The organism is Bradyrhizobium sp. Kon58 (assembly GCF_055807455.1).
The window spans coordinates 68,149-90,767 of sequence record NZ_JBVVOT010000023.1; the positions used below are offsets into that span (position 1 = coordinate 68,149).

The 22,619-nt window shown below is 58.7% G+C and carries 20 protein-coding genes and 4 pseudogenes; 6 read left to right on the top strand and 18 right to left on the bottom strand.

Going from position 1 to position 22,619, the window contains the following annotated elements:
- Positions 1–264 precede the first annotated feature (264 nt).
- Positions 265–1,368: a glycosyltransferase family 4 protein gene (locus tag AC0L20_RS29035; protein ID WP_473294082.1), complete on the bottom strand. Its 1,104-nt coding sequence runs from the start codon at positions 1,366–1,368 to the stop codon at positions 265–267.
- A gap of 170 nt (positions 1,369–1,538) precedes the next feature.
- Between AC0L20_RS29035 and AC0L20_RS29040 the strand changes: the two genes are divergently transcribed.
- Positions 1,539–2,432: an aldose 1-epimerase family protein gene (locus tag AC0L20_RS29040; RefSeq protein ID WP_473294083.1), complete on the top strand. Its 894-nt coding sequence runs from the start codon at positions 1,539–1,541 to the stop codon at positions 2,430–2,432.
- A 10-nt stretch (positions 2,433–2,442) separates the two neighbouring features.
- Here AC0L20_RS29040 and AC0L20_RS29045 read toward each other — a convergent pair whose 3' ends face one another.
- The 4 genes from AC0L20_RS29045 to AC0L20_RS29060 all read right to left on the bottom strand — a co-directional run bounded on the left by AC0L20_RS29045 (position 2,443) and on the right by AC0L20_RS29060 (position 3,839).
- A complete protein-coding gene (locus AC0L20_RS29045; RefSeq protein WP_473294084.1) occupies positions 2,443–2,586 on the bottom strand; it encodes a hypothetical protein in 144 nt (47 codons plus the stop codon).
- Between the two features lie 114 nt (positions 2,587–2,700).
- Positions 2,701–2,922 carry a hypothetical protein gene (locus tag AC0L20_RS29050; protein WP_007606807.1) on the bottom strand — a complete coding sequence of 74 codons (222 nt, stop codon included), beginning with the start codon at positions 2,920–2,922 and terminating at the stop codon, positions 2,701–2,703.
- On the bottom strand, positions 2,919–3,563 hold the full coding sequence (locus tag AC0L20_RS29055) for a hypothetical protein (RefSeq protein WP_473294085.1): 645 nt from the start codon (positions 3,561–3,563) through the stop codon (positions 2,919–2,921). Before AC0L20_RS29055 ends, AC0L20_RS29050 begins: the two co-directional genes overlap by 4 nt.
- Before the next feature lie 12 nt (positions 3,564–3,575).
- Entirely contained in the window at positions 3,576–3,839 is a 264-nt protein-coding gene (locus tag AC0L20_RS29060) for a hypothetical protein (RefSeq protein WP_456769885.1), read from the bottom strand.
- Between AC0L20_RS29060 and AC0L20_RS29065 the strand changes: the two are divergent.
- Positions 3,826–4,310: pseudogene (locus AC0L20_RS29065) on the top strand (winged helix-turn-helix domain-containing protein); the annotation flags it as partial. The gene AC0L20_RS29060 and the pseudogene AC0L20_RS29065 overlap by 14 nt on opposite strands.
- Before the next feature lie 383 nt (positions 4,311–4,693).
- Here the strand turns inward: AC0L20_RS29065 and AC0L20_RS29070 are convergent.
- From AC0L20_RS29070 to AC0L20_RS29085, 4 genes and pseudogenes are all read right to left on the bottom strand, one after another.
- A pseudogene (locus tag AC0L20_RS29070) lies at positions 4,694–5,446 on the bottom strand (IS5 family transposase); the annotation flags it as partial.
- A gap of 66 nt (positions 5,447–5,512) precedes the next feature.
- The gene (locus AC0L20_RS29075) at positions 5,513–5,719 is read right to left on the bottom strand and encodes a hypothetical protein (protein ID WP_007606809.1); all 207 of its coding nucleotides are present in this window, start codon (positions 5,717–5,719) and stop codon (positions 5,513–5,515) included.
- Between the two features lie 687 nt (positions 5,720–6,406).
- Positions 6,407–6,721 carry a peptidoglycan-binding domain-containing protein gene (locus AC0L20_RS29080; RefSeq protein ID WP_473294086.1) on the bottom strand — a complete coding sequence of 105 codons (315 nt, stop codon included), beginning with the start codon at positions 6,719–6,721 and terminating at the stop codon, positions 6,407–6,409.
- Between the two features lie 311 nt (positions 6,722–7,032).
- Positions 7,033–7,626 (bottom strand): annotated as a pseudogene (locus tag AC0L20_RS29085) (caspase family protein).
- A gap of 395 nt (positions 7,627–8,021) precedes the next feature.
- Here AC0L20_RS29085 and AC0L20_RS29090 point away from each other — a divergent pair.
- Both AC0L20_RS29090 and AC0L20_RS29095 read left to right on the top strand, forming a co-directional pair.
- Complete coding sequence (locus AC0L20_RS29090) at positions 8,022–8,231, top strand: hypothetical protein (RefSeq protein WP_050992598.1); 210 nt, start codon at positions 8,022–8,024, stop codon at positions 8,229–8,231.
- A gap of 810 nt (positions 8,232–9,041) precedes the next feature.
- Entirely contained in the window at positions 9,042–10,220 is a 1,179-nt protein-coding gene (locus AC0L20_RS29095; RefSeq protein WP_007606811.1) for a glycosyltransferase family 4 protein, read from the top strand.
- Positions 10,221–10,287: 67 nt separating this feature from the next.
- Here the strand turns inward: AC0L20_RS29095 and AC0L20_RS29100 are convergent, their stop codons facing one another.
- Together AC0L20_RS29100 and AC0L20_RS29105 are read right to left on the bottom strand one after the other, a co-directional pair.
- Positions 10,288–11,145, bottom strand: a complete 858-nt coding sequence (locus AC0L20_RS29100) for a thioesterase domain-containing protein (protein ID WP_007606812.1) — start codon at positions 11,143–11,145, stop codon at positions 10,288–10,290.
- A gap of 60 nt (positions 11,146–11,205) precedes the next feature.
- A complete protein-coding gene (locus tag AC0L20_RS29105) occupies positions 11,206–12,150 on the bottom strand; it encodes a GNAT family N-acetyltransferase (protein WP_473294087.1) in 945 nt (314 codons plus the stop codon).
- Between the two features lie 663 nt (positions 12,151–12,813).
- On the opposite strand from AC0L20_RS29105, the gene AC0L20_RS29110 reads away from it, so the two are divergent.
- The gene (locus AC0L20_RS29110; RefSeq protein ID WP_473294088.1) at positions 12,814–13,584 is read left to right on the top strand and encodes a metallophosphoesterase family protein; all 771 of its coding nucleotides are present in this window, start codon (positions 12,814–12,816) and stop codon (positions 13,582–13,584) included.
- Between the two features lie 113 nt (positions 13,585–13,697).
- Here AC0L20_RS29110 and AC0L20_RS29115 read toward each other — a convergent pair whose 3' ends face one another.
- Positions 13,698–14,036: an H-NS histone family protein gene (locus AC0L20_RS29115; RefSeq protein WP_007606826.1), complete on the bottom strand. Its 339-nt coding sequence runs from the start codon at positions 14,034–14,036 to the stop codon at positions 13,698–13,700.
- A gap of 544 nt (positions 14,037–14,580) precedes the next feature.
- On the opposite strand from AC0L20_RS29115, the gene AC0L20_RS29120 reads away from it, so the two are divergent.
- Complete coding sequence (locus AC0L20_RS29120; protein ID WP_007606827.1) at positions 14,581–14,784, top strand: hypothetical protein; 204 nt, start codon at positions 14,581–14,583, stop codon at positions 14,782–14,784.
- Here the strand turns inward: AC0L20_RS29120 and AC0L20_RS29125 are convergent.
- The 6 genes and pseudogenes from AC0L20_RS29125 to AC0L20_RS29150 form a co-directional block, all read right to left on the bottom strand.
- A complete protein-coding gene (locus tag AC0L20_RS29125) occupies positions 14,781–16,250 on the bottom strand; it encodes an undecaprenyl-phosphate glucose phosphotransferase (RefSeq protein ID WP_473294089.1) in 1,470 nt (489 codons plus the stop codon). The two genes, AC0L20_RS29120 and AC0L20_RS29125, sit on opposite strands and share 4 nt — an antisense overlap.
- Before the next feature lie 253 nt (positions 16,251–16,503).
- Positions 16,504–18,123: pseudogene (tnpC, locus tag AC0L20_RS29130) on the bottom strand (IS66 family transposase).
- 67 nt (positions 18,124–18,190) lie between these two features.
- Complete coding sequence (gene tnpB, locus AC0L20_RS29135; RefSeq protein WP_371258308.1) at positions 18,191–18,610, bottom strand: IS66 family insertion sequence element accessory protein TnpB; 420 nt, start codon at positions 18,608–18,610, stop codon at positions 18,191–18,193.
- Positions 18,531–18,737, bottom strand: coding sequence for an IS66 family insertion sequence element accessory protein TnpB (locus AC0L20_RS29140; protein ID WP_231171088.1), 207 nt, complete (start codon positions 18,735–18,737; stop codon positions 18,531–18,533). Before AC0L20_RS29140 ends, tnpB begins: the two co-directional genes overlap by 80 nt.
- Before the next feature lie 491 nt (positions 18,738–19,228).
- Entirely contained in the window at positions 19,229–21,226 is a 1,998-nt protein-coding gene (locus AC0L20_RS29145; RefSeq protein ID WP_473294090.1) for a hypothetical protein, read from the bottom strand.
- Positions 21,227–21,337: 111 nt separating this feature from the next.
- The gene (locus AC0L20_RS29150) at positions 21,338–22,543 is read right to left on the bottom strand and encodes a polysaccharide biosynthesis/export family protein (protein ID WP_035973828.1); all 1,206 of its coding nucleotides are present in this window, start codon (positions 22,541–22,543) and stop codon (positions 21,338–21,340) included.
- Positions 22,544–22,619 lie beyond the last annotated feature (76 nt).

Consider the following 22,619-nt stretch of genomic DNA (forward strand, 5'->3'; position numbering starts at 1 on the left):
CGTTTGCCTTCCGTAGGACCGCGTTGGAGAGCCGGACATCGTGAGTCCCTGCTCCGAGTTCGCTAGTGCGAAACACAGTTCCTCGAATCCGTAGCGATATTGGGGCAGCGATGTGGTGATGTTGCGCCAAGCTCTTTGCGCGCACGATTGTCACTCGAAGAACAGAAAGGTTTGGCGGAACCATGCGCATGTGCGCGCGTTGCAGCCAGTTGCAAATTGTTTGTGCGAAAACCGATGCGCGCAATGAGCGAACTGCATCGAACTTCAAGCAGCGCTGGCAATGTTTGCCGGTGGTGCAAGATGATCGAGCAACGACTTCGCCGACTTCTGCCACGAAAAGAACGCAACGCGTTCCTGCTGCCGCTGGCGTTCCTGATCGGAGATGGCGCCGATTGCCAATCTTTCGAGCATGAGTTGCTGCAATGCTTCGGCATCATTGGCGTCAAAATACGCAGCGGCGTCGGCGCACGTCTCGACGACCGCTTCGGCTGTCGAGGCAATGACCGGGCAGCCGAAGATCATGGCTTCGAGCGGCGGCACGCCGAAGCCTTCATAGAGCGAGGGAAATACGAATGCCGATGCATGCGCGTAGAGCGCTGCGATCTCGCTGTCCGTCAGACGCCCGGCCAGCAACAGGCCGGAAACCCCTTCGCTCGAATTGTCTTGGAAGACCTTGCTGTTGTCGCCGCCGACGATGACCAGGGGAACGTCAGTTCTGTTGAGCAGCTCGATCGCCCGGATCGCGACGGAAAGATTCTTGTTCTTGGTCCTGGAGCCGACATAGAGGAAAAATTGCTGCGGCTGAATCCCGAGACGGGCAATGATGCCGGGATCCGGCTTCGTCCTGGCGAAGTGTTCTGCGCTATTGGGGAAGATCGGGATCGCTGTTGCCGACAGATTCAGCACCTCGGTAAGCTCTTTGCGCGAAAAGCCCGAAACGGTTGCGATACTTGCGTGCCGGGCGAGCAGCCGGCCCATGGTTCGGTGAACCGCCAGATAGCGCCAGTTGAAGAAGTCGGGCCTGCGAAAGACCTGTGCGTCGTGGATCACGACAATGTGGTCGTGATGGAACACCGGGCCGGAATTGGCGAGACTGATCAAGCGGCCTCCCGCAGCGGCGCGCGCCAGGTCGATTTGATCCCAGGCGTGCCCGCGCAAGCGGCCGACGGCGCGAATATTGATTCGCTCCAGCTGAAGCTGCTCGCTTGCATCCACGGGCGTCAGCAACTGCCAGTCTGCGTTCCGCAGCGAGGCGGGCGTTTGCTCCGACGCCAAAAGCACGTCGATCGCCTTGACGATCTCGGCAGCATAACGCTGAACGCCGGTGAGCTTTTGCGACAGAAAGCGGCCGTTGATGAAGAATTTCAATTGGCTACCACGATGGTTGATCGGAGTCCGGGCCGACCCGGCGGGGGACGAAACGCAAAGGAGCAACCATTAGGTACGGAAATATGACGCAGCCCTGCACGGTGGAGGAGCTCTACCTGCATGGCTGGCGCTGCCTTGCTGCGTGTGAGGTCGCGGTGTAGATGTCGGCCATGAGTGACGATACCCACTCCCTTCGCAGCGGCTCCCTCACCGCGACGGTCAAAGCGCACGGCGCCGAGCTCTGCTCGCTCAGGGACGATGCCGGCACCGAATTCGTCTGGCAGGCCGGGCCGGAATGGCCGCGCCATGCGCCGCTGCTGTTTCCGATCGTGGGGCGCCTTGCCGGGGACGAATTGCGGCACCGGGGCGAGACATACCGGATGACCCAGCACGGCTTTGCGCGCGACAGCCGCTTTGCATGGGCGGAGCGCGGCGAGAGCCGCTGCAAGCTGGTGCTCGAAGACAGCGAGGCGACCCGCGCGCTCTATCCGTTCGCGTTCCGTCTGACAGCGATCTTCGCGCTTGACGCCGCCGGCCTCGATCTGACGCTCACGATCGCCAACACCGGCAAGGAGACATTGCCGGCTTCGACCGGCGGCCATCCGGCGTTCAACTGGCCGCTCAAACCCGAAAGCGCGAAAGAGGATTACGCGCTGACCTTTGCGAAGGCGGAAGCCTCTCCTGTCCGCCGTCTCGATGGCGGGCTGCTGCGCGCCGCCGCGGAGCCTTGTCCCGTCAAGGGCATGCAGCTCCCCTTGTCCGAATCCCTGTTCGCCGATGACGCCATCATCTTCGACCGGATCGAGAGCGATGCGGTCCGCTATGCTGCGTCCACCGGCCCCTGGCTGAAAATGTCATGGCGCGGCTTTCGCGAGCTCGGGGTCTGGTCGAAGCCGTCGGGCGCGCCGTTCCTCTGCATCGAGCCCTGGCGCGGCTACGCCAGTCCTGCCGGTTTCGACGGCGAGTTCACGGACAAGCCGGGCCTGATGCATGTCGCGCCGGGTGCGGAAGAGCGACTGTCGTTCCGGATCGAGGTCGGATCGTCCCCAGTCGGAGGCGACTGATCGTTGGCGCTTAGACCTCGATGCGCGTGAGATCCTCGCCGAGCACAACCGGCCCCGCATAATCCTGCCTGACATCCGCAAGTACCATGACGCCGCGGCCTGCGTCGAACAGGATGTTCTCGTCGCGGAGCCTGATCAGCGTGGTCGTTGCCATGCGGCGCGGGTCCGGGCGCGGGCCGCCGGTGCCGAGCAGTATGACCTCGATGGTGCCGACTCCAGCGTCAGGAGTCTCCACAGTAGAGATTAAAACGGCAATGAAGCAAGCCGGTCAGCGCATGCCGGCCGCGGTGGCAGTAATGGCCGGCTGGAGGGTCGACCGGTCCGATCCCGCGGATGTCAGGCGGTGCGCCAGGTCCTGTGCGCGCCGTTCGACCAGATGCCATGTCGCGCGTGCGACGAGATAGCTCAGCGCGGCAGTGACGACATAGGCGATGAACAGCGAGACCAGTCCCTCGGCGACCGGCCAGAGCTGACGCAGGCCGTAGATCACCGCGAAGTGACAGGTACATCGAATAGGAATTGCGGCCGAGCGCTTCGAGCGGCTGGAAGCGGATCGCAAGCTTGATGCAGCCGGCAACCAGCGCGCCGAGCACGAGGTTGATCATCAGATAGTTGAATTCGTGCGAGCCGGTGACGCGATTGGCGACAAAGGACAGCGCGATGAAGACCGCATAGATCGCAGCGTCCGACTTGGCAAATCCGTCGCGCAGCGAGAAGAACAGCGCGCATCCGACCAGGAAGACCGGCAACTGATTCAGGAAGCTGATGTGCAGCGTGGTCCAGACAAATGCCGGGGCCGTAATAGGCGGAGAACAGCGCGAAGGCCCACGGCTTGAACAGGCAGACATTGACGAGATGCAGCACGATCGCCAGCGCGACATAGAGATGGCGGCGCGATCCGAACGCGGTGATCAGAAGCGGAAAGACGAGATAGAAGGTCATCTCGGCCGCGATCGACCAGTCGCCGGGCACCACGCTGTTGACGCTGTCCGGCCAGAAGCCGTGCAGGAACGTCGCGGTCAGGATCACTTGAACAGGGCCGATGCCGTTGGGCGCGTTGTCGCTCGGCCCGGCGCCGTTGATGACCAGGTAAACCGGGATCGCGAGCCAGAACAGTGGCGCGATGCGCAAGGCACGGCGGATCTAGAACTTGCGCGTCGGACCGGTTTCGACGCGCTTCGTCCACATCAGGCACATCGTCATGGCGCTGACGAAGTAGAACACGTTGACGCCGGTCCATCCGCACATGAAGGCATAGTCGACGGCGTGGATATGCGACGGAAAAAATTGCGAGACGTGGATCGCCATCACGCCGGCGATGGCGAGGCCGCGCAGGACATCGAGCGTGTGCGAACGGCCGAATGGCGTTGTGCCTTGCTCGCTTCGACCGGGCAACGCGGGCATCATCTTCGTGACGCGCCGCGACACCGACGTCGATCGCATCCTCGGTCTCGAGATCGCCGGCGACCATTACGTCACCAAGCCGATCAATCTGCGCGACCTGCTCGCGCGCGCCCGCAGTGTGCTGCGGCGGCGTTCGCTCGACCGCAAGGCGGCCCGCAACCACAATTCGATCGCCTTCGGCGACTGGATCATCGACCTGACCCGGCGCGAATTGCTCGGCGGCGACGGCAAGCCGGTGGCGCTGACGCGCGCCGAATTCGATCTGCTCGCGGCGCTGGTCGGCGCCGATGGTCGGCCGCTCAGCCGCGACTATCTGATCGAGGTCGTCAGCAACCGCCAGGCCACGAGGTCGACATCCGCACCGTCGATGCGCTGGTAGCGCGGCTGCGGCGCAAGCTCGTCGGCAGCGGCACGCCCGTGATTACGACGGTCACCGGCGTCGGCTACAAGCTCGCGCTCAGCGAACGGCTGTAAAGAATCAACGCGACGCCATGCGCTTCCATCGTGCTTCGATGCGCGCCTTGATCTGGCTGACCTGGCCTCGTGCGCGGCCCAAAAGGCGCGGCTGGCGGCCGCGGTGCCCTGACGATTGTGGGCATAGACCGTTTTCGGCTGCGCCGACAGCTTCGGGCGGCTCGCCGGTTTGGCCGGAGCTACAGCCGCAACCGCGAGGCGCCGGATCCGGAACAGCCGCCACTTCAGTCCCCACCGAGGTCGAGTTCATGGCGACAAGACGGTTACGGGCGCGGTTGCAATAGACCTGCGACCGCGGGGTCATCGTGTCCTCGCCATGACCCGCCCGGTATTTCATGACGGCGCGGCAGATGTCCCCGCCGCCTATAGGCCGTGGACTCAAACCTAGCCCATAGGCGTGTTGCAGCCAAAAGGACGGCTGCGAGGAAGTTTTGGGCGGTCTTTTCATAGCGGGCGGCGACGCGGCGGAAGTGTTTTAGCTTGTTGAAGAAGCGTTCGACGAGATTGCGTTGTCGATAGATGGCGAGGTCGACCGAACGCTGAACCTTGCGGTCTCTGCTGGTGGGGATGTGGGCCCGGCCGCCACGACGTTCAACCAGATCGACAATAACGCAGGCGTCATAGCCGCGGTCGGCGACGAGGTCGCGATCCGGCTTGAGCCCTTCGATCAGCATCGGCGCGATAGTTTTGTCGGCTGATTGGCCCTGCAACAGCACGATCCGTACCGGTAGTCCCTGGTGGTCAACAACGGCATTGATCTTGGTGCTTAGTCCTCTACGAGAACGGCCAATGGCGTGATCCGGACCCCCTTTTTACCACATGCGGCGAGCTGGTGGGCGCGGATGATGAAACTATCGATCAGTTGCAGCGACTGGGGTGATTTCGCTGCCAAGCCTCGAATATCCGAAGCCAAACTCCAGCCTTCGCCCAGCGATTGAACCGATTATAGACCGTGGTGTAGGGGCCGTAGCGCTCTGGCAAGTCGCGCCACGGCGTGCCGGTACGCAATACAAAGAAGATGCCGTTGAGTACTTTGCGATCGTCCGGCCGCGGCCGGCCGTTCTTTTGCCTTCCGCTCCCGGCAACAGCGGACAGATGATTGACCACTCGGCGTCTGTCAAATCGAAGCGTGCCATCAAAGCCTCCATTTGGGGCCTTGAATCACTCTGCGTCTTCAACCTCAAGGGGTTTGGGCACAGAACCTAGGAGTTTCGGAAACGGCGATAACGCTGCTGGCGTTCTTCTTGCTTCTGCAGGCTCTCATTCCCGAGAATTAGCGGGACTAGTTCGTCCTTGACGACACGCTCCATCAGCAGTCGAACGAGCCTTGTGCGTGACACCCCACGATGTTTGGCGGCCTGTTGGAGATACTCAATTTCCAAAGGTATCACGATGTTCTTAATTGTCATCCGATCGTTTCCGCTCCCTATCCTTTCACTACCTGAGTCGTCTCAAAGTTTGTTGAGAATTAGTTCCGCGCGCGGCTTAGCCCGTCAAAGGTGAGGCGATTTGTGGCCTCTTGGACTTAAAGAATTAAACCGTATTAAATGGCGCCTGCCGGTCTGCTCCAACGGACGTGGAAAAAATGACGCTGGCAAAATGGTGCTGCAATGGCCATCGGAGACCATGACGATTTCCCTGGATCGCATTCGCGTCGAAGCCGATGATCCGTATTCGATCAGCTCGGCCTACCGTATAAACACGGGCGATGCAGTTGCGGATCTTGTGGTGGGCCGCGGGTCGCGTAGCTCCTTGGAGTGAGTCCCTTCACTGCGGTGACTTGCAGCCGGTCTCGACGCTACCCTGGACGTGACGCCTTACACGACCGAATCATCGCGCAAGCGATGGTTCTGGTACCTTGCTCAAACTGGCTTAGCGGAAGAGCTGCGCTAGGCATCCGTATGCCTTGTTGCGCGTCGAGTATCTATCGCGCTGTCCAACTCGGATTCGACACGGATGATCCTCTCGCCTCGTTGTTGGGGTTTTTGCGCCAACACTATTTGAATTTCACGACGCAGGTGCAGAACCTCTCGCAGAGATAGTTTGTCTACATCAATCATCATGGCCCAACCTCTCTTTTTGGCTTTTCGGACACTTCAACGGCGACCGAACATGCCGCCCATCATGTTACGGAAGAAGGCGTCGGGGCCACCCATGCCGCCACCGCCGCCATGAGCACGGCGTCCGCCACCGCCGGAGGAGCGGCGACGTGCGGGCTCGTCCGACTCGTCGGAAGCGACGCGGGTGGAAACGATCTCGGACTGCAGCGCCTTTTGCTGGAGCTTGTTGAGGTAGCCGGCCGCGGGATGGCCGCGGACAGCCTGCCAGCGCATGATGGCCGAGCGGATGTCCTCGTCGAACTTACCGGTCGCCTCAACGTCGAAGCCAAGGCCGGTCAGGCGGCGCTGCACGTCGCGGCGCTGGCTCTTGTCGAGACCGATCTGGTCCTCGGTGGTCTGGTCGGCGGTATCAGTGAAGGACCTGGGATCGACGCCGGCCGTGGAGTTACGGGTCGTCGTGGAGGGACCGTCCTGGATCGCGGCGATTCGGGCCAGCGCCAGCGACTTGAAGGTGCCATTCGGATAGTTGATGAGATAGGCGTTGAGTTCCTCGACCTTGTTGGAGTCCTTGATCGAGCGCCAGAACTCGAGCTCGACCTCGCCAGCCTGGGCAACGACGGGAGTGGAAACAACAGCGTCCGTCCCGGTCGCAGCGGCCGGGTTCAGGTAAACCGGGCCGAGAGATTGGTGTGGCCCCAGGGCAGGTGCGCCGTGTTGGTCTCATCGTTGACCTGGGCGCGAACCCTGGTCATCGCCTGCTGAATCTCGAGGCCCGGCTGCGCAACGTCGGCGACGAGTGCGCGGGTAAACGGGCTGTTGGTCCGGCTTCGCCGTCGAGCGCGGTCAGGCCGGGCCGGTGGCGAACGCGATCAGCGTGCCCTCGCCCGATTTCATCTCGGCAAGACCGCTCGTAACGGTCACCGACCGTATCGCCTTGGCCGAACGGATCCTGGCCACGAGGGATTGTCACGGCAGGCATCGAGGAACACCAGCTTCACCTTGGCGTCGGCCATGGTCTGTTCGAGCGTGAGATCGACATTGATCGCCGCGCCGAGCTTGACGTCCATCTCGGCATCGACAAGCAGCAGGTAATTGGTGCCGTTCACCCCGATGCCGTGGCCGGCATGGAAGAACAGCGCGACATCGGCGCCCTCGCTCTTCTTTCCGAACTCGAGCAGCTTCGCCGTCATGGCGTCGCGGGTGAGATTGGCACCCTCGACCATCTCGAAGCCGACATCGCGCAGCACCCGCGTCATCGTATGCGCTCTCAATGTGAACGGGCAGGTGGGAGAAGCGCTGGAAGTCAAATGTGACGCGCGTCACATTTCCATCGATTATCGCGAGCGACCAGCGCCTTGAGCGGCAACCGACGTCTTTTGAACCCAAAAACAAGGCCGGTTTAATGCTCCCCGAGTTAGGTTGGAAAATAAAGTAAATTAAATAAAATCAAAGGGAAGGCGCGCGGGCCCCAGTGGGTAAAACTGTGGCCCTACTGGACTTTGATGCCAGCGACGGGCGACTAGCCAAACCGAACAAAATGGTTAATATATACCCGCTTTCCAACAAAGCCTTAGGTAGGCTGCACCCATTATTTCAGGGAGCGCCGTGGTTGTCGCCAACGCGGTTGAGTGGAGTTCTTTACGGGTTGCGTATGGATTATTCAGATTTCACAACGCCGAGCCTTCTGATGATGTACGAGGCCGCTCGCGGCGCTCTTGCAGCAGAGGAGCAAGGCAAGGAGCCAAAATTCAAAGTGCGTACGACGATGGGCTGGAAACAACATTCACAGAGGGTCGAACTCGAGCTGTCGAGGCGTCGTATCGTGTTTCAGCCGATCAGTCTAAGCGAAAGTCAGTGGTAGCAAAAAGCCGGTCGCGGGACGTTCGGCTCGGCTCCAATGAATGTTCGTCGTTGAATTCTCGCCACCGCGGTGGCGCACGGCACGACCATCTCCGTGTCTTGTTCCAATTCATTCGAGATTTGATTTCGCGCGGGCTACGGCTAACGACGAGCGTTTGCGAGAAGAACAGTCCCGCTGCATGGCTCGCTCGTCGGCCGTGGCGGTTTGGGGCGAGGCGTCTCAAGACGTAAACTGTTTGATTTGGCCGCTCGATTGCGCCGCCGCTGTCGTCACGAACCGCGCTGTCCATCAATCGCTGGTTTGTCGGTAACCGATATCGAACGCACCAAGCAGATACTCTTCACTTACCGACATCTCGGTTGGCACCCGCGCGACTAAAGTGAAAACAGCGTTCGGCCATTATAGGCTTGAGTGATCGTCACAAAGCCAAATGTGTACGTGTATCAGCCCGGTTTGGTGACATAGCCAATCTTGTCCCAAGTAGCTTTGTTGACGCGCAATTTGATTGCTTTCCATAATAAAGGGAGATTTGCAGTTGCTTTGCGCTAATTTAAACAGAAGCGTGGGGGTGTCACGCTCAAATCCATGGTCGCAGGTCCATTCTGAAGCACTGGAATCCTGTTGGTGCATAGTGGTGAAATATTGATGGTTATCGCCCAGCTCGGCGAACGGAGGTTGCCTTGCCAGAGGTGCGATTCACGAACAGATACGCCAAGACTATTGTTATCTAAGTAAACGCACCAGAGTAATTTTCGCTGCTGGGCAGATCAACTAAAAGTTTATTGAAAGAATAGGCAAGGGGATTTGGGTATGGCCTGCACGAAGTATTCGCGCCTTCCGTCATTGCGAATCCTCCACTACATGCCGACGAATTTCGGGATGACCGGCGTGGAGACATTCATACTCCAACTTTGCGTTGCGCAAAAGAGGTTAGGATTTCTGTCCACTATTGCAATTGATCTTCGCTCCCGGGAGGAAGTGGGCAGGATCGCCAATGAGAATGGAATAGCTGTCTTTGATCTCTCGGAGGGCGAGACATTGACGAGTGGCCGGCAGGGAAAATGGACGCAACTATTGACGCGCCTGCGTCGTGTACGGGCTCTTGGGAAATTGCAGCGGCTCCATGACGTCATGCATATTCACGCTGTCGGGATAGCAGGCCTTGAAGGGTTTCTCGCCAGTTGGTCCTCTCCACTTATAATCACGCATCACGCGACGCTAAGCTGGTATTCGAAATATTGGAATTTGGTGTCCTCCATTACCTTCTGGCTGGAAAGGCGATACGCGGATCGAGTTGTATTCCCTTATTCGACTGCAGCCGAGGAAATGATCGGGCGCGGTATTTCAAGAAGCCAAATGACTGTCATTCCGTTCTGCGTCGATGAAGCTGCGTTCGAGGGCGTCGCACTGAAGCCCCTGCCGGGACAGTTAACGTTGATCATGTCGGCGCGCATGTTTGGAGGCAAAGGCCATATGGAATTGCTGGGCGCCATGGGGCAGCTCCATTCCCAATACCCAATGCTTCGCGCAATCCTGATCGGTGACGGGCCGACGCGGCCAGAAATTGAGGCGGAGATCCTTCGCTTGGATTTGAGCGAGGTGGTCGAGTGTCTAGGACGGGTCGACCATCGGCAAGTTCCGGCGGTTATGCGGTCGGGACACGTGGTGGTATTGCCAAGTTATATGGAGGGAGAAATGTTTCCGCTTTGCCTGTTGGAAGGCATGGCGCTTGGTCTTCCCGCAATCGGCACTCGGATTGCCGGAATTCCGGACATCATCGCTGACGGCGAAACCGGAATTTTGGTCGAGCCACGTGATCTGACGGGCCTCGCACGCGCCATCGAGAAATTTATCGTTGACACCGACTTTCTTGAGCGCGCACGAATGAGTGCCCAAGTTCGATTCCGATCGCGCTATGGTGCGGGTGCAGTGGCTCGTGCCTACGCCGAAGCATACAAGTTGGCGCAAATGGGCTCAAAACGGATCTAACAAGATCCATTTGTTGCACGCGGTGAAGCGAAGCGAACTCTCCGGGTGATCGGCAGCGGTGCCAGCCTTAGTGCAAACTTCTAATTTCTTGGACCAGGTGAACGTCTAGCTTTTCGGCCACGGAAGATATTGATGGTTCTCTCATCATGTCGACGTGTCTTCCTGGAACGAGGTGAATAGCGACGCCAGCTGTCGCGCACGTACCCCATCCCATGGTCGGATCAAGATCGTGTTCCGGGCCACGATCTTGGGCGCGAAAGCAGACGACGCTCATCGGATGGGGCTTCGGAACGTAAGCGTGCCAAGCATTTATAAAGCCAGGATCGTCGCCTCTCAGCTTGGTGGGCAGCGGCCTTCCGATAGTCCGAAATGCTTTCTTGATCCAGGGTGTTAGCAATCCTCTGCTGCGGGAGCTAAGAAAGACGAGCCCGCGGTTGAGGAAGGTCTTGATATTGCCCTTTATCAAGTCACGGCCGTACTTTGTGAGCCGGTCATTTACATAGGTTTTTCGATAAGCCGTCGCATCCGCTTCCGGTAAGGCGGCAAGTTGGGCGGGATTCGGCGCGTCGAGCAGAGCCACCAGGCTCGCTCTGTCGCCCTCTATTGCTAATTGCGAGGCCATTTCATAGGCGACTAGCCCACCAAACGAGTACCCGCAGAACTGGTATGGACCGCTCGGTTGAACGGCTTTGACAGCACGAAGGTAGAAGGAAGCGATCTGCTCTACGGAGAAATGTTCCGTAAGATCGCATAACCATTCCATGTCGAGCCCGTAAACGGGCTGCGCTTGCGGTAACGCTGCAGCCAGGTCCCGGAAAATTCTCACATCGCCGCCTGAACCAGGAAGGCAGAACAAGGGCGGCCTGGCGCCGGAAGCTCGCAGCGATATAAGATATTGGCGGGGATTTTCGGCGCCGTCGAACATTCCGTAGCCTTACCTAGCGTCGCTTAAGACGACTTTCAGCGCTGCACGCGAAGAATATCATCAAGTGAAAAAATTGCTCTCGTTGCCGGAATACTGCGCCTTCACGTATTGGAGCGCGCTGTAGGGCATCCGGCTGCGCCGGACGACGAGACGCGTTTTCAGCTTGCCACCAAAGTTGGCCAAGAAGCGAGCGGTTCCGCTTGAGTAGATGCCGTCGAGGTCGAGAAAGAGCCCTAGCTCGTGTGCCCTCTTGATTGCTGACCATAACAACAGACTGATTGCGCCGGAGTCATGGGAATGACGGGAGCGCGTAGAGAGCAGGTAGTACATGGTGCCGTGGCCCCACACCAAAAAAGTCATTGCGATGGGCTCATCGTTTTCATTGAACAGCGACAGAATAATTCCACACTCGCGGGCGCGGCACTCTGAGAAAAGGACCGGAAAATTGTCAAAACCTATCCGGCTGGTCCGGCCGAAGGCGGTGAGATTCTTCAAGTAGAAATCGATAAAGACTTCCGGTTGGTCCAGTGAACGAACGTGATAGGCCTTTTCGGCGCGGCGTATGTGCTGCCGGGTCTTCAGATCCAGAGCGGCCAGGAGATCGTCCAGGCTTCGCCGGCAGTCGATTTCGAAGGTAAACTGAGGCGCAACCGAACACTTGCGGTCCTGGAAGGCAAGACCGTCAATCTTCGCCAAACCATCATCCAAAGATGGATCCAAGCAGAATTTGAGCTCTGATGTTGACGGCAATTGGTCGATTAGCTGCTGGGTAATTGCCAGTCGTCTGGTGAGACGCGTTTGCGGCTTTCCGTCTCCGGAATCGACGACGGGGCCAAGCACATGTGTGAATGCTGGCATGCGAAGCAGACGAAAGGGGCCCTTGCGCGCGAAGACGTAAGGCAATCGGCCAACCACATCGTTCCCGCGTTTGACAACGGATTCGTGAACGAGGCCGCCACTCACAGCGGACAACCACCACGGTTCGTGAAATACTGTGATCTTCAAAGTGAGTTCTTATTTGTTGCTGAAAAAAGTACGTGCCGACATCTGCCAATAATGCAGGAAGATTATAGCATCCCCGGTGTTTTTTTGACGCGTAGCGACGTTGCGCGACTTTTCGACGCAGGAATATCCTGTTTGGGCTGTTAACCAAACGATTGTCTATTTAGTTGCTCGCGCGCTTGTGAGGTCGACGTCCAGCCTAAAATGGGGGCGCAAGTTGCATGTTCTTCCCGTCACGCGTTGGGCCGGGCAATTTGGCGGGATAGATATTGGCTTTTCGCTGTGTTATGGCTCGTTTTCGCCGTGGTGTGGCTCGTTGGCAAGTCTAAGGTGAATGCGAGGTAAATCATGTCGGCGCTCAACTTTGCTAGATGGCTTGTGAGGGGAGCATTCGTGGGAGCGGTTGCCGCCGCATCTATCCCTGAACCGATACGGGCTGCGGACGCAGCTCTCCCAATTCGGACGTCGAGGGTCGATCGTGTTGCTGGATACGAAGTACGGTATCCGGCCGGTAGGCACCGTCACGGGTGTCCTGACGGATACTCTTGCTACGCCCTTTATGGCGCCTATGGACCTTATGGCGGGCCGGCATTCTGGGGTGCGTACTCAGGCTCATTTCGCTAACGCCCCAGTGCGACCGGCATCTGAGCGGTTCGATAAGCTTCCATGTTGCTGACGACTTTTTTTTCTCGTTTCGATAGGCGCGCGCGCCTGCCAAAAGGGGTCCGCATCTACGCAGTGGGCGATCTTCACGGCTGCGCTGATCTGCTGGCCGGTGCATTTGATCTCATCGATGCTGACTTGGCTCGTTCCAGGCCAGAACAGGCAATCCAAGTCTTTCTCGGAGACTATATCGATCGAGGCCCCGATGCGAAGCGCACAATCGACCTTCTCATTGACCGAGGGCAGCGGCACGAGACCGTTTTTGTTAGAGGCAATCACGAGGCCCTATTGTTAAGGCTGCTGGACGACCCAAAGATGCTTCCTAACTGGATTAAACTGGGGGGCATGACGACGCTGATGTCCTACGGAATAACGATCTCCGCCAGAGACGTGCTGCAGAGAGGACGGGAAGTTAGCGTCGCCTTGGCCGCCGCAATTCCTTCCGCTCACACTGACTTCCTGGCGAACCTCGTTCCTTTTTTCAGCTGCGGAGATTACTTCTTTGTTCATGCTGGCGTGCGGCCTGGCGTTCCGCTCGATAAGCAAAGCGAAGAGGATCTGATGTGGATTCGCGAGCCGTTTCTCAGTAGCGACCGAGATTTCGGCAAGGTAGTGGTTCATGGCCATACTCCAAGCCTGGAACCCGAGATTAGAAGCCATCGCATCAACATCGACACAGGAGCGTACGCAACAGGGTTACTCACGGTGTTGTCGATCCAAGATGATAAAGTCGAGTTCCATTCGAGCAGTCGGTCGCGCCCGCCAAGATCTTAATAGTACGATTATTTTGCGATTGTACGCTCTGCCTGCCGGCCTCTCGGCATCGTGCAACAACCGTTGCAACGTGCACATTTTGTCAGCTGGCCAACTGATGCCGCCTGAACGATTCAGCTATCAGACTTCTCGGCGGCTTCGATCCTGAAGTCCTCAAGTTTCCGGCCGGCTTGAAGCGCGGCGACCAACCATCGAGGCATTTTGCCTCTGCCCGACCATTTCTCGTTAGGAGCTGACGGATTGTAGTATTTCGGCAAGACCTTGGGATACTTCCGCCGCCGCGGTTGCGTCTCCTGGCTCTCGCCAAGATCCGCACCATTGAGCTGCGCCAATCTTTTGTCCAGTTCCAGCTTTTCTGAAGTGATCTTGTCCGAGAGGATCTTTGTGAGCCGCTCGTGCAAGATCCAGAGCTCGTCAAAATTCATCGCTTCCAAAAAAGCCAGCTTGGTCATGCGATCTGAATCCAGCAAAGATGCGCCCTGTGTCAAAAAATTTGCTTTCCCGAAGAAACCGAGGTTTGGGCGACTTTTAAAACAGAACCAAAATCAAAGAGATTTTACTTAATTTTTTGCACATTAAAAGGTCTTAGTTTTATTTAATCGGCAATTTTTGCGCGCGATTTCAATTAGGATAAGGATTAAACGTCCGGCCATCCGCACGTAAAGGTAGTCCTTTGATTGATTCTAGCGCAACTTAAGGGCGGCCCAGATAATATCCTCCTGAACCTGGGGCACCGATGACGTCGCTCGGGCCACATCTGACTTTCGACAAGCGCGATGCTGTCGGGCCGGCACCGGCCGAAAGCGGCGCGCTTGCGTAACTTAAGTTCTGGGAGTGCGGCGGAAGCCGCATAATGCGCCCTGGTCTTCGGCCCGGCGAGATAAGGATAGGGAACTCGCGGGGGGTTATTTGGTCCTTAACCACGCGACCGACTTTGTTTTTCAAAGGTCGATAGGCCGGAGTAGCTTCATTACCGATGCATATCGGGAAATTGCTATGAGCCAGGATTGGGAACGCATCGAGCGAGAGTTGGCCGAGGCGATGCCGGGCGTCGCCCCTTCGATCGATCAGTTGAATTTTCTCACCGACAAAAACTCAATGAGAGACGCGCGTTGCCCGTCTCTGCAGGCTAGAGAAGCAGTGCTAGAGCACATCGCACAGGCTCTTGAGGATGGAAGGATCGAGGCGCGGGTCGATTAGTAGGCGTTCCGGCCACGTAACACTTCGTACGGAGTTCGAAGAAGGATCCAGATATCCAACTTGAAACTCCAATTCTCTATATACCAAAGATCACATTCCACCCTGCGCTCGATCAACTCGGTTGTGGGCGTTGGTCCGCGGTAACCGTGTATCTGAGCCCAGCCGGTCAACCCAGGTTTGACGCACTGGCGAAAGCCATAGTTCCTTACGAGCTTGTCAAATTGATTGTCGTGCGCGACCGCGTGCGGCCGGGGACCAATAAGCGACATGCTACCATGCAGCACGTTGAAGAGCTGCGGTAGCTCGTCAAGACTTGTGCGGCGAAGCCACTTTCCAACACCTGTAACTCTGTTATCGACGGCGCGCGCCTGGATCACCGCGGGTCCGTCTTCGAGCACTGTCATCGTTCGGAATTTGCAGATCTGGAAGGTTCGGCCGTTGAATCCCATCCTGTGCTGTCTGAACAGAATTGGGCCCCGCGAGGTAAGCTTGATCGCCACCGCGATGAAGACAAGCATCGGCGCTATGAGGATCAGCATCAATCCCGCACCAAAGAGGTCAACGCACCGCTTTGCGGTACATTCGGCGGCACTGAGGGGGCCTCGTTGCAGCTCAATGCTCACCAAGTCGCCAAGATCCCTGGAGGGACGCTTGAAAGCCTCAGCGGCCGGGCCGGTTGGAACGAATGTTACGGGAAAGGGCAGTACCCTGAGCTCAGCCGCGAAGTCGCGGAGTTCGGGCCATTGGTTCGTATCGGCCGCAACGACCACCGCTTCGATGTCAGAGCCCCTGATACGCTCAATCACGTTGGCAGCAAGCCTTCGGCGAATGTTCGAGTTCACGCCTGGTCGAGGCAGCGCAAAGCTTTCCTTGATGTCGAGACCAACCGCGGCCAAGGTATCGAAAAAATCAAGACCAGAAGCTTCGTGCCCGGAGATCAACACAACCTTGAGCCCGGAGAAACGTCGCTCGGCGAGCCCCTTTGTAAGGAGGCCTTTTGCGAGCATTCGATTGGCCAGCAGTGCCACAAGGCCTAGTCCCGCGAAAAGCATGCTTGTGCCGCGCGACAGCTCACTACCAATTTTCAGCGCGAAAACTATGCCGGACAGAAGCAGAAAAACGCCCGCCCACGTGGCAAAAATCATTCGGGCCTGGCGACGCCAGGCGAGAAGCGCTGTGGGCTCGTAGAGGCCCTGCGATTTCAGGCACAACGTAAAAAGCGTTGCGACAAGAATGGCAGAACCGATCGGCTGCCCCAGGTCGACGCGCATGCCTTCATGGACATGATGTGCACAGGTCGCCAAGACGCTCGCCAAGGCAATCGTTGCGACATCGAACAGGATCGTTGCCGCCTCGATGGAATGATAGCGAATGGGCCATTTCCGAATCGGAACCGGGGGAACGTCGCGGCCCTGAAAGGCCGAGCTCCGTAGTTCGGCATGGAGGCGTTGGTCAATGAAATTCATTGGATTAAAGCCTTCCAACTAGATTAATTAACCAAAAATTAATGAATGAAGGAAATAACTCATACTGGCGCGGCAGTCAAATTAATTAAACTGGGAACGAAGACCCGAGCTAGGCTAATCAACCAGCTTTGGGGATTTCGAATCCGCGAGAATACTCTGAAATTGCCCGAGCAGAGATGCAATTATAAGTTGCTCATGTCCTCATCGGATTGGTAGCAGGGTAAGCATTCGGTGAGAACCACGGCAGGACCACTCAGGCGGCCTGATCGACGCGCCGGATCGTGTCGCACCAATTCCACGGCAGGAGTTCGTCGAGCCGGTGGCGGGATGCTCTGCGATGCGGTCCAGAACGAAACCCAACCAGGTTTGCGGGCCGATGTCATTCATCTTGGCGGTGACGATCAGGCTGTACATCAGCGCGGCGCGATCGCCGCCGCGGTCGAGCCGCAGAAAAGCCAGGACTTCCTGCCGAGCGCGATGCCGCGGAGTGCCCGTTCTGCTGCGTTGTTGGATAGACAGATACGGCCGTCGTCGAGGAAGCGGGTGAACGCGCTCCAACGCTTGAGCATGGAGTCCATCGCCTTGGCGACGTCGTTGCCGCGCGACAGCTTGGCACGTTGCTCACGCATCCAGCGTTCCAGATCGGCAACAAGCGGTGCGCTCAGCTCCTGCCGCACGGCCCGGCGCCGTTCCTGCGTCTCGCCATTCTTCCGCGCTCGATCTCGAACAGAGCATCGATCCGGCGCACGGCTTCAAGCGCCAGGGGAGAGATCACCGCCGGCTTCTTGCCGCCTTGCGCCTTGCGGCGTGCGTTCTCGGCCAGGTCGGCCAGCACGAACAACGGCCGCCGAGCGTGGACCCAGCAGGCGGCTTCCAGTATTGGACCCGCATTGCGGCAGCCTGCCATAGCCGCCATAGGCGTCGGCCTGGAAGATCCCGCTGTAGCTCGCCAGATGCGCCTGCGGATGCTCGCCGGCGCGATCGCGTGAGTAGTAAAACACAGCCCCTGGCGGGGCCTGTCCGCCGAACGGCTTGTCGTCCCGGACATAGACCCAGATCCGGCCAGTCGAGGTCTTGCCCTTGGCCAGAACCGGCACCGTGGTGTCGTCGCCGTGCAAGCGCTCGGCGGCGAGCACATGGGCTTCGAGGCGATTGAACAGCGGCATCAGCGCGAGCGTGCAGCCGCCGGCCTGGTCGGCAAGCGTCGAAGGCTGACTGGCACGTCTTCCCGGGCGCAGCGCTCGGCCTGCCGGTTCAGCGGCTGGTGCTGGCCAAACTTCTCGAACAGCACCATCGCCAGGAAGCTCGGGCCGGCCCAGCCGCGGGCGATGACGTGGAACGGCGCCGGCGCCTGGCTGATCTTCTCGCAGTCCCGGCAGCTGAACTTCTCCCGGACGTGCTGGATCCCCTTCCAGGATTTCGGAACCACCTCCAGCGTCTCGGTAATGTCTTCGCCGAGCTTCGACAGCCGCATCCCGCCGCAGCAGGCGCACGCCATGGGTCCCGGTACGACCACGCGTTCGCGAGGCAGATGATCGGGGAACGGCTTGCGCGATGGCGCTTGCGGCTGAACGACGCCACAGTCGTCGTCCCGTTCGCAGTCTTTGTCGCGGCCATTTCGTCTGTCAGTTCGTCCTCGGTCGCAGAGGTCTCGAGTTCCTCCAGCGTCAGCTCAAACTGATCCAGCAGACGTGCGGTGCGCTCCGAGCGTGAACCATGCCGATCGCGGTTCAGCCTTTCGATCTGCAGCTTCAGATGCGCGATCAGCGCCAGGTCGTCCGCGCGCACGATGGCGAGTTCGGCGCGCGCCGCAAAGCAACGCCGCGTGCAGCGCTTCGATGTCGTCCGGCAGCTTTTCGAGGCCGTCTTCCATGCCTCAATGGAATCATAAAAGCTGCTTGGCGCCGGCTTTTTACAATCTCAGAGGATTTTTGCGCAGCCTATCCAGCGCTCTGCGGACGCCAGCTGTGTTGCGGATTGGGCCAGTCGATCGCTTCCAACAGATAGCCCAGCTGGGCCGCGGTCAACGCCACCACGCCGTCCACCGCCGATGGCCAGATGAAGCGACCTCGGTCCGGCCGCTTGGCGCAAAGCGACAAACCGATCCCGTCGTGCCACAACGCCTTAATCAAAGTGCAGGCGCGACCGAACACGAAGACGTCCCCGGCAAACGGATCACGCCCGAAGCCTTCCTGCACCAGGAGCGCCAGCCCTGCATACCTTTGCACATGTCGGTATGCCCGGTCGCGATCCAGATCCGCGCGCCTGCTGCGACCGGGATCATCGGCGCTCCAAAATGCCGAGCACCCGCGACAACGCGGCCGCGTCGACGTCAACATCGACGATGATCCGGCGATCATTGCCCAGCTCGATCACCATCCGGCCGCTCGCCCGCGTGGCAACTTGTATCGGCAGCGCATTCGGCGATGCTGCCGCGCTCACCACGACCGCTGGCACAAACGCCGGCTTGGGCTGCTCGGTAGCCACACCACTACCCCAGCGAACAGCCGACGCCACGTCAGCAGCAACGACCGCGATATCCCGCGCCGCCGCGCCGTCGACGAAATCGCCCGCGGCGCGTGCATGCTCTCAAGCAATCTTCAGCTTCTCGTCGTCCGTCCAATGACGGCGACGGCCGGTCTCGACCATCTCGAGACGCTCAACCTGAGTACTGAACTTATGGCTGTCCATAAATGCTGTTACAAAGCAATCCGCTCAGCCCCACAAGACCGCCCCCACCGGAGGCAGACGTAGCAGGGCTATGTTTCCGCGTTGAGACGCTCCTGCTTTTGGCGTTGTTCACGTTCGCAGAAGCGCTTTGTTGGGGCGCGTCGAACGGCGTCTATGCTGCTTTTCTCTGGGGATTAGCCGCGGAGGCCTTCCTTCAAATTGGCTATGTCACCGGGATGTGTGTTCGAGCCAAACTCCAGCGCGCAGGGCTCGTGCACGTTGAGCCCTCGAGGAGAGAGGCATAACGTTCACCGCGGCCGCATTTCCTTCAGAAAGACCGGGTCAGTCTCGGCGATTTGTCGTTCGGCAAGGCGCCGTCCGTCAACACTTGCCGAAGCATAAGCTTCGACGAGTGTCGGCCTCAGAGCCGGCAGTCGGCTTACAATGAGACTGACGTCCCGCTTGATCATGTCCTGAAGCTCGAGATCGGCAACCGCGCCGCTCAAGCGCAGCGCAAGCTTAATCCTCGCTGGTACGAGTTCAACGTCGTTGGGAGCCGTGTAGTACGCCATCTTAAGCAGTGCGCCTGGATCATAGGCGCCCCACTTATGCTGGTCCGCCAGCAACGCGAATGTCAGCCAAACATCACTTCGGTATGGAGAAAATCTCAAGGCTTTGAGAAGATCATGACGCACAGCTTCATCAGAAGTTCGTGTCGGCGTCCCTTGCAACAGCGCCGCGCCTGCAAAACCGTATTCTGCCCACAGATCGCCACGAGCGATGGCAATCGATGCAGCATTCGCAAGGCTATTCTTTTCACGGACCGAGACCGGCGGATACGTCGCTCCAAAGGCGACCGTCTTGGTTCCCAACAGGAAGTACGTTGGAAGCAATACCCAGGTTGCCTGCGCTGCCAGCAATAGTCCGAACAGGGCGCAGCATGACCGCATCAAGGGTCTATCAACGGTCAGCCCGGCAACAACTGGATGCGTTCTGTCGACGTCGCGAGTTCGCAGCGATGAAACGACGTTCTCAATTGCGCTTCGGCTTTGGGCATACGACAGGCCGATGCATGCGCTGATGATCAGCAGCGCTGAAAAGCTCAAGGCGTCGCTGTTAATGAACGCCGTCATCGCGGTCGTCACTAAGACGCCAGCGCCCGCAGCGGCGTAAACGTAATCCCTGCTGCGAGCCAACGACCCCTTCGCAAGAACAATGGCCGCTGCAGCCATAACGAGGATCGCAGCGAGCAGGAAGGTCCGGCCCATCTCTACCGCGACGATCGTCGCCGCGGTTTCGGAGACGTGGCGAGTAACGTCGCCAACGTCACGGTAGACCGGAAGTATGTCCTCGAAGGCGCCCGCTCCATAGCCAAATGGCCTTGCATCTGACAGCAGCAGGTCTGTCGCACTCCAGCTTTTTTGGGGGGACATCAATTTTGTGATGTCCACGTCCGTTTTGAGCGGCGCGATGGCCACGAAACCAAGAAGAGCAACCACGCCGGTGGTCAAAACCCCCGCCTTGCCCCATCTTCCCCAGCGCCATTTTCGAACGATATAGATGCTGACCGGGGCGCTCATCCCAAAAATCGCTGCGAAAGCCAGCGTCAGCTCTCCCAGCATCATCATTGAAAATGTCCCCAGGGCGAATGCTGCGGTCGCTACCCCAAGGCCCACGACCGCGTGCAACCTGGATTTTGGCTGGCGACGTTTGCTGGAATATTGTTCCCGGACGTTAAGTACCGAAGCGCACGACAGGATGATCCCGATCGTAGAAACGAGGACGGCTCCCGCGGCGTCGGTATCGAGGCTGTGAACGTAGCCGAGCTCGGAAGCGAGCTGCAGTCCTGCGACAAACGCTGCAATGGCAGTCAGGAGGTAGAGAAAATTCTCCGCAGATTGTCGATCCACGGTTGCGGCGCTGACCGCAATCCCTGTTGCGATGACAACGCAATACCGGGCAAATGACAGGAGTGTCGCTCCGGTGTCGATCGATATCGTCCCGTCGATCGGCATTCTCAGCGCGCTGGATGCTGTTGACCAGATGGCGTCAGACGGCCAAGGTGAGGGAGCCGGTACGACTTGGAGCAATATCCATAAGCCCGGGACGATCAGCGCAATGAGCGCAGCCGGGCGCATGTTGCGGCACAACCTGTCGATGGCACCCAAGCGTGAACTTAAGGCGAGGCGGATAAGAGCGACCGCCATCATGGCGCAACCGAAGCCAGTTGCACCTTCGGCTCGAACCGCACTGAACGCCACGGCGAAGGCAACGAAAATTGCCGAGAAGTAAAGCCAAATGAACATACTGCTGCCTCGAGAGCCGGAGGCCGACATCGCCTCCCTGCGATCAATGTCGCAGGAAAAGGGCCTCGTGGCTGTGCTCGATGAGATCCGTCGCCATCACAATGGCCAACTTCAGTGAATCGGTGTGGGCGTTGTGATGACCGTTGCCGAGCCAGTACCCTGAATGGTGTTCCTGAGGATAAGTCCGTTCGTCGCGTAGGTGATGGGGTCGTTCGCGGTAGCCATGATGGTCCGCAGGAAAGTCAGGAATTTCGTCGTCTCAACCGACGCGGCGTTCGATGTGTAAATCACGTCCTTGTTCCTCATTTCGAAATTTTGTGCGAGGAAATACCCCGACGGATCGCGAAGATTGACATTATAAACGATAGGTATGATTGGGCCGGCAAACTTCGTACAATCCACGCCAAGTCGCGCCGCAACTTCGCGCGTTTCGCCTCTATACAAAAACACCCAGCTTGGATCGGCGAGGGAGTCGTTAAGGCCGCCCTGCTTGCCGACAGCTTCCGCGAGCGAAAGTCTCCACGCGTCAAACTTGTAGAGGCCCTGACCGGCAGAGGCCGATGCGCCAGCAGCACCCACCGCGACGAATGTCTGTGGCTGGCCGAACACATAGATCACGTCGCTCGGGAGCACGTAGATGTTGTTCGTGGGTTCGTACAAGAGAGCGCCAAAAGGCACGCTGGCGCGATGACCCGATCGCTCAAGCGAGACCCACATATCGTAGCCTTGAGTGCCTGGACCGCCGGCTCTCGCAATTGCGTCAAGGATGCGTTCACCCGAAGGGCTTGCAGGGAAGCGGCCAGCTGTGCGCACATCCCCCAGAACGCTGATAAGTGATGTGTTTTGCTGGGCGACTGAGACGACCACCTGCGGTTCAAGCGCACGTGCCTTGAGCTTGCCGACAATGTCCGCTTGAACCTCGGTAGGCGAGCGGCCTTTTGCCCGCACCTCTCCGGCGTACGGAACAGCGATGTTCCCGTTCTCGTCGACCGCCTGATTGGGGACTGTCACAAAGTTTCCAGCCCGCACGCCATTCTCGGACGTGAACAGCCCACCGGCCGCGGCCTCGAAAATAGTCACGCTGACGATATCACCGATGCCGAAGCGAAATGCCTTCGGCGGCGACCGGTCGGCAAATGCCGTCGACAACCTCGGTATATATTGACCGAGCGTCTGAACGACTTCGGGGGTGACCTTTACAAGCGCGTAAGGAACGCTAACTGGCTGTCCGCCCTCTGATTTGTTGAGTACATCGACCCCCTGCGGTCCAGTCGTCGGCACGATCGAACACCCGGCGCAAAACAGCACTAGGAGCATGGCAGTTCGTTTCACCGTCATTTGCGCAATGGTAAACAGGAGATCCCCCGCACGCTCGTCGGAAAGTCAGCGCTGG

Bases quoted from the DNA above. Each gene is read 5' to 3' on its own strand.
- AC0L20_RS29040 (WP_473294083.1), top strand. From the start codon at position 1,539: ATGAGTGACGATACCCACTCCCTTCGCAGCGGCTCCCTCACCGCGACG.
- AC0L20_RS29045 (WP_473294084.1), bottom strand. From the start codon at position 2,586: ATGGCAACGACCACGCTGATCAGGCTCCGCGACGAGAACATCCTGTTC.
- AC0L20_RS29060 (WP_456769885.1), bottom strand. From the start codon at position 3,839: ATGATGCCCGCGTTGCCCGGTCGAAGCGAGCAAGGCACAACGCCATTC.
- AC0L20_RS29075 (WP_007606809.1), bottom strand. From the start codon at position 5,719: ATGACAATTAAGAACATCGTGATACCTTTGGAAATTGAGTATCTCCAA.
- AC0L20_RS29090 (WP_050992598.1), top strand. From the start codon at position 8,022: ATGGATTATTCAGATTTCACAACGCCGAGCCTTCTGATGATGTACGAG.
- AC0L20_RS29095 (WP_007606811.1), top strand. From the start codon at position 9,042: ATGGCCTGCACGAAGTATTCGCGCCTTCCGTCATTGCGAATCCTCCAC.
- AC0L20_RS29100 (WP_007606812.1), bottom strand. From the start codon at position 11,145: ATGTTCGACGGCGCCGAAAATCCCCGCCAATATCTTATATCGCTGCGA.
- AC0L20_RS29110 (WP_473294088.1), top strand. From the start codon at position 12,814: ATGTTGCTGACGACTTTTTTTTCTCGTTTCGATAGGCGCGCGCGCCTG.
- AC0L20_RS29115 (WP_007606826.1), bottom strand. From the start codon at position 14,036: ATGACCAAGCTGGCTTTTTTGGAAGCGATGAATTTTGACGAGCTCTGG.
- AC0L20_RS29120 (WP_007606827.1), top strand. From the start codon at position 14,581: ATGAGCCAGGATTGGGAACGCATCGAGCGAGAGTTGGCCGAGGCGATG.
- AC0L20_RS29125 (WP_473294089.1), bottom strand. From the start codon at position 16,250: ATGAATTTCATTGACCAACGCCTCCATGCCGAACTACGGAGCTCGGCC.
- tnpB (WP_371258308.1), bottom strand. From the start codon at position 18,610: ATGATCGCCGGATCATCGTCGATGTTGACGTCGACGCGGCCGCGTTGT.
- AC0L20_RS29145 (WP_473294090.1), bottom strand. From the start codon at position 21,226: ATGTTCATTTGGCTTTACTTCTCGGCAATTTTCGTTGCCTTCGCCGTG.
- AC0L20_RS29150 (WP_035973828.1), bottom strand. From the start codon at position 22,543: ATGCTCCTAGTGCTGTTTTGCGCCGGGTGTTCGATCGTGCCGACGACT.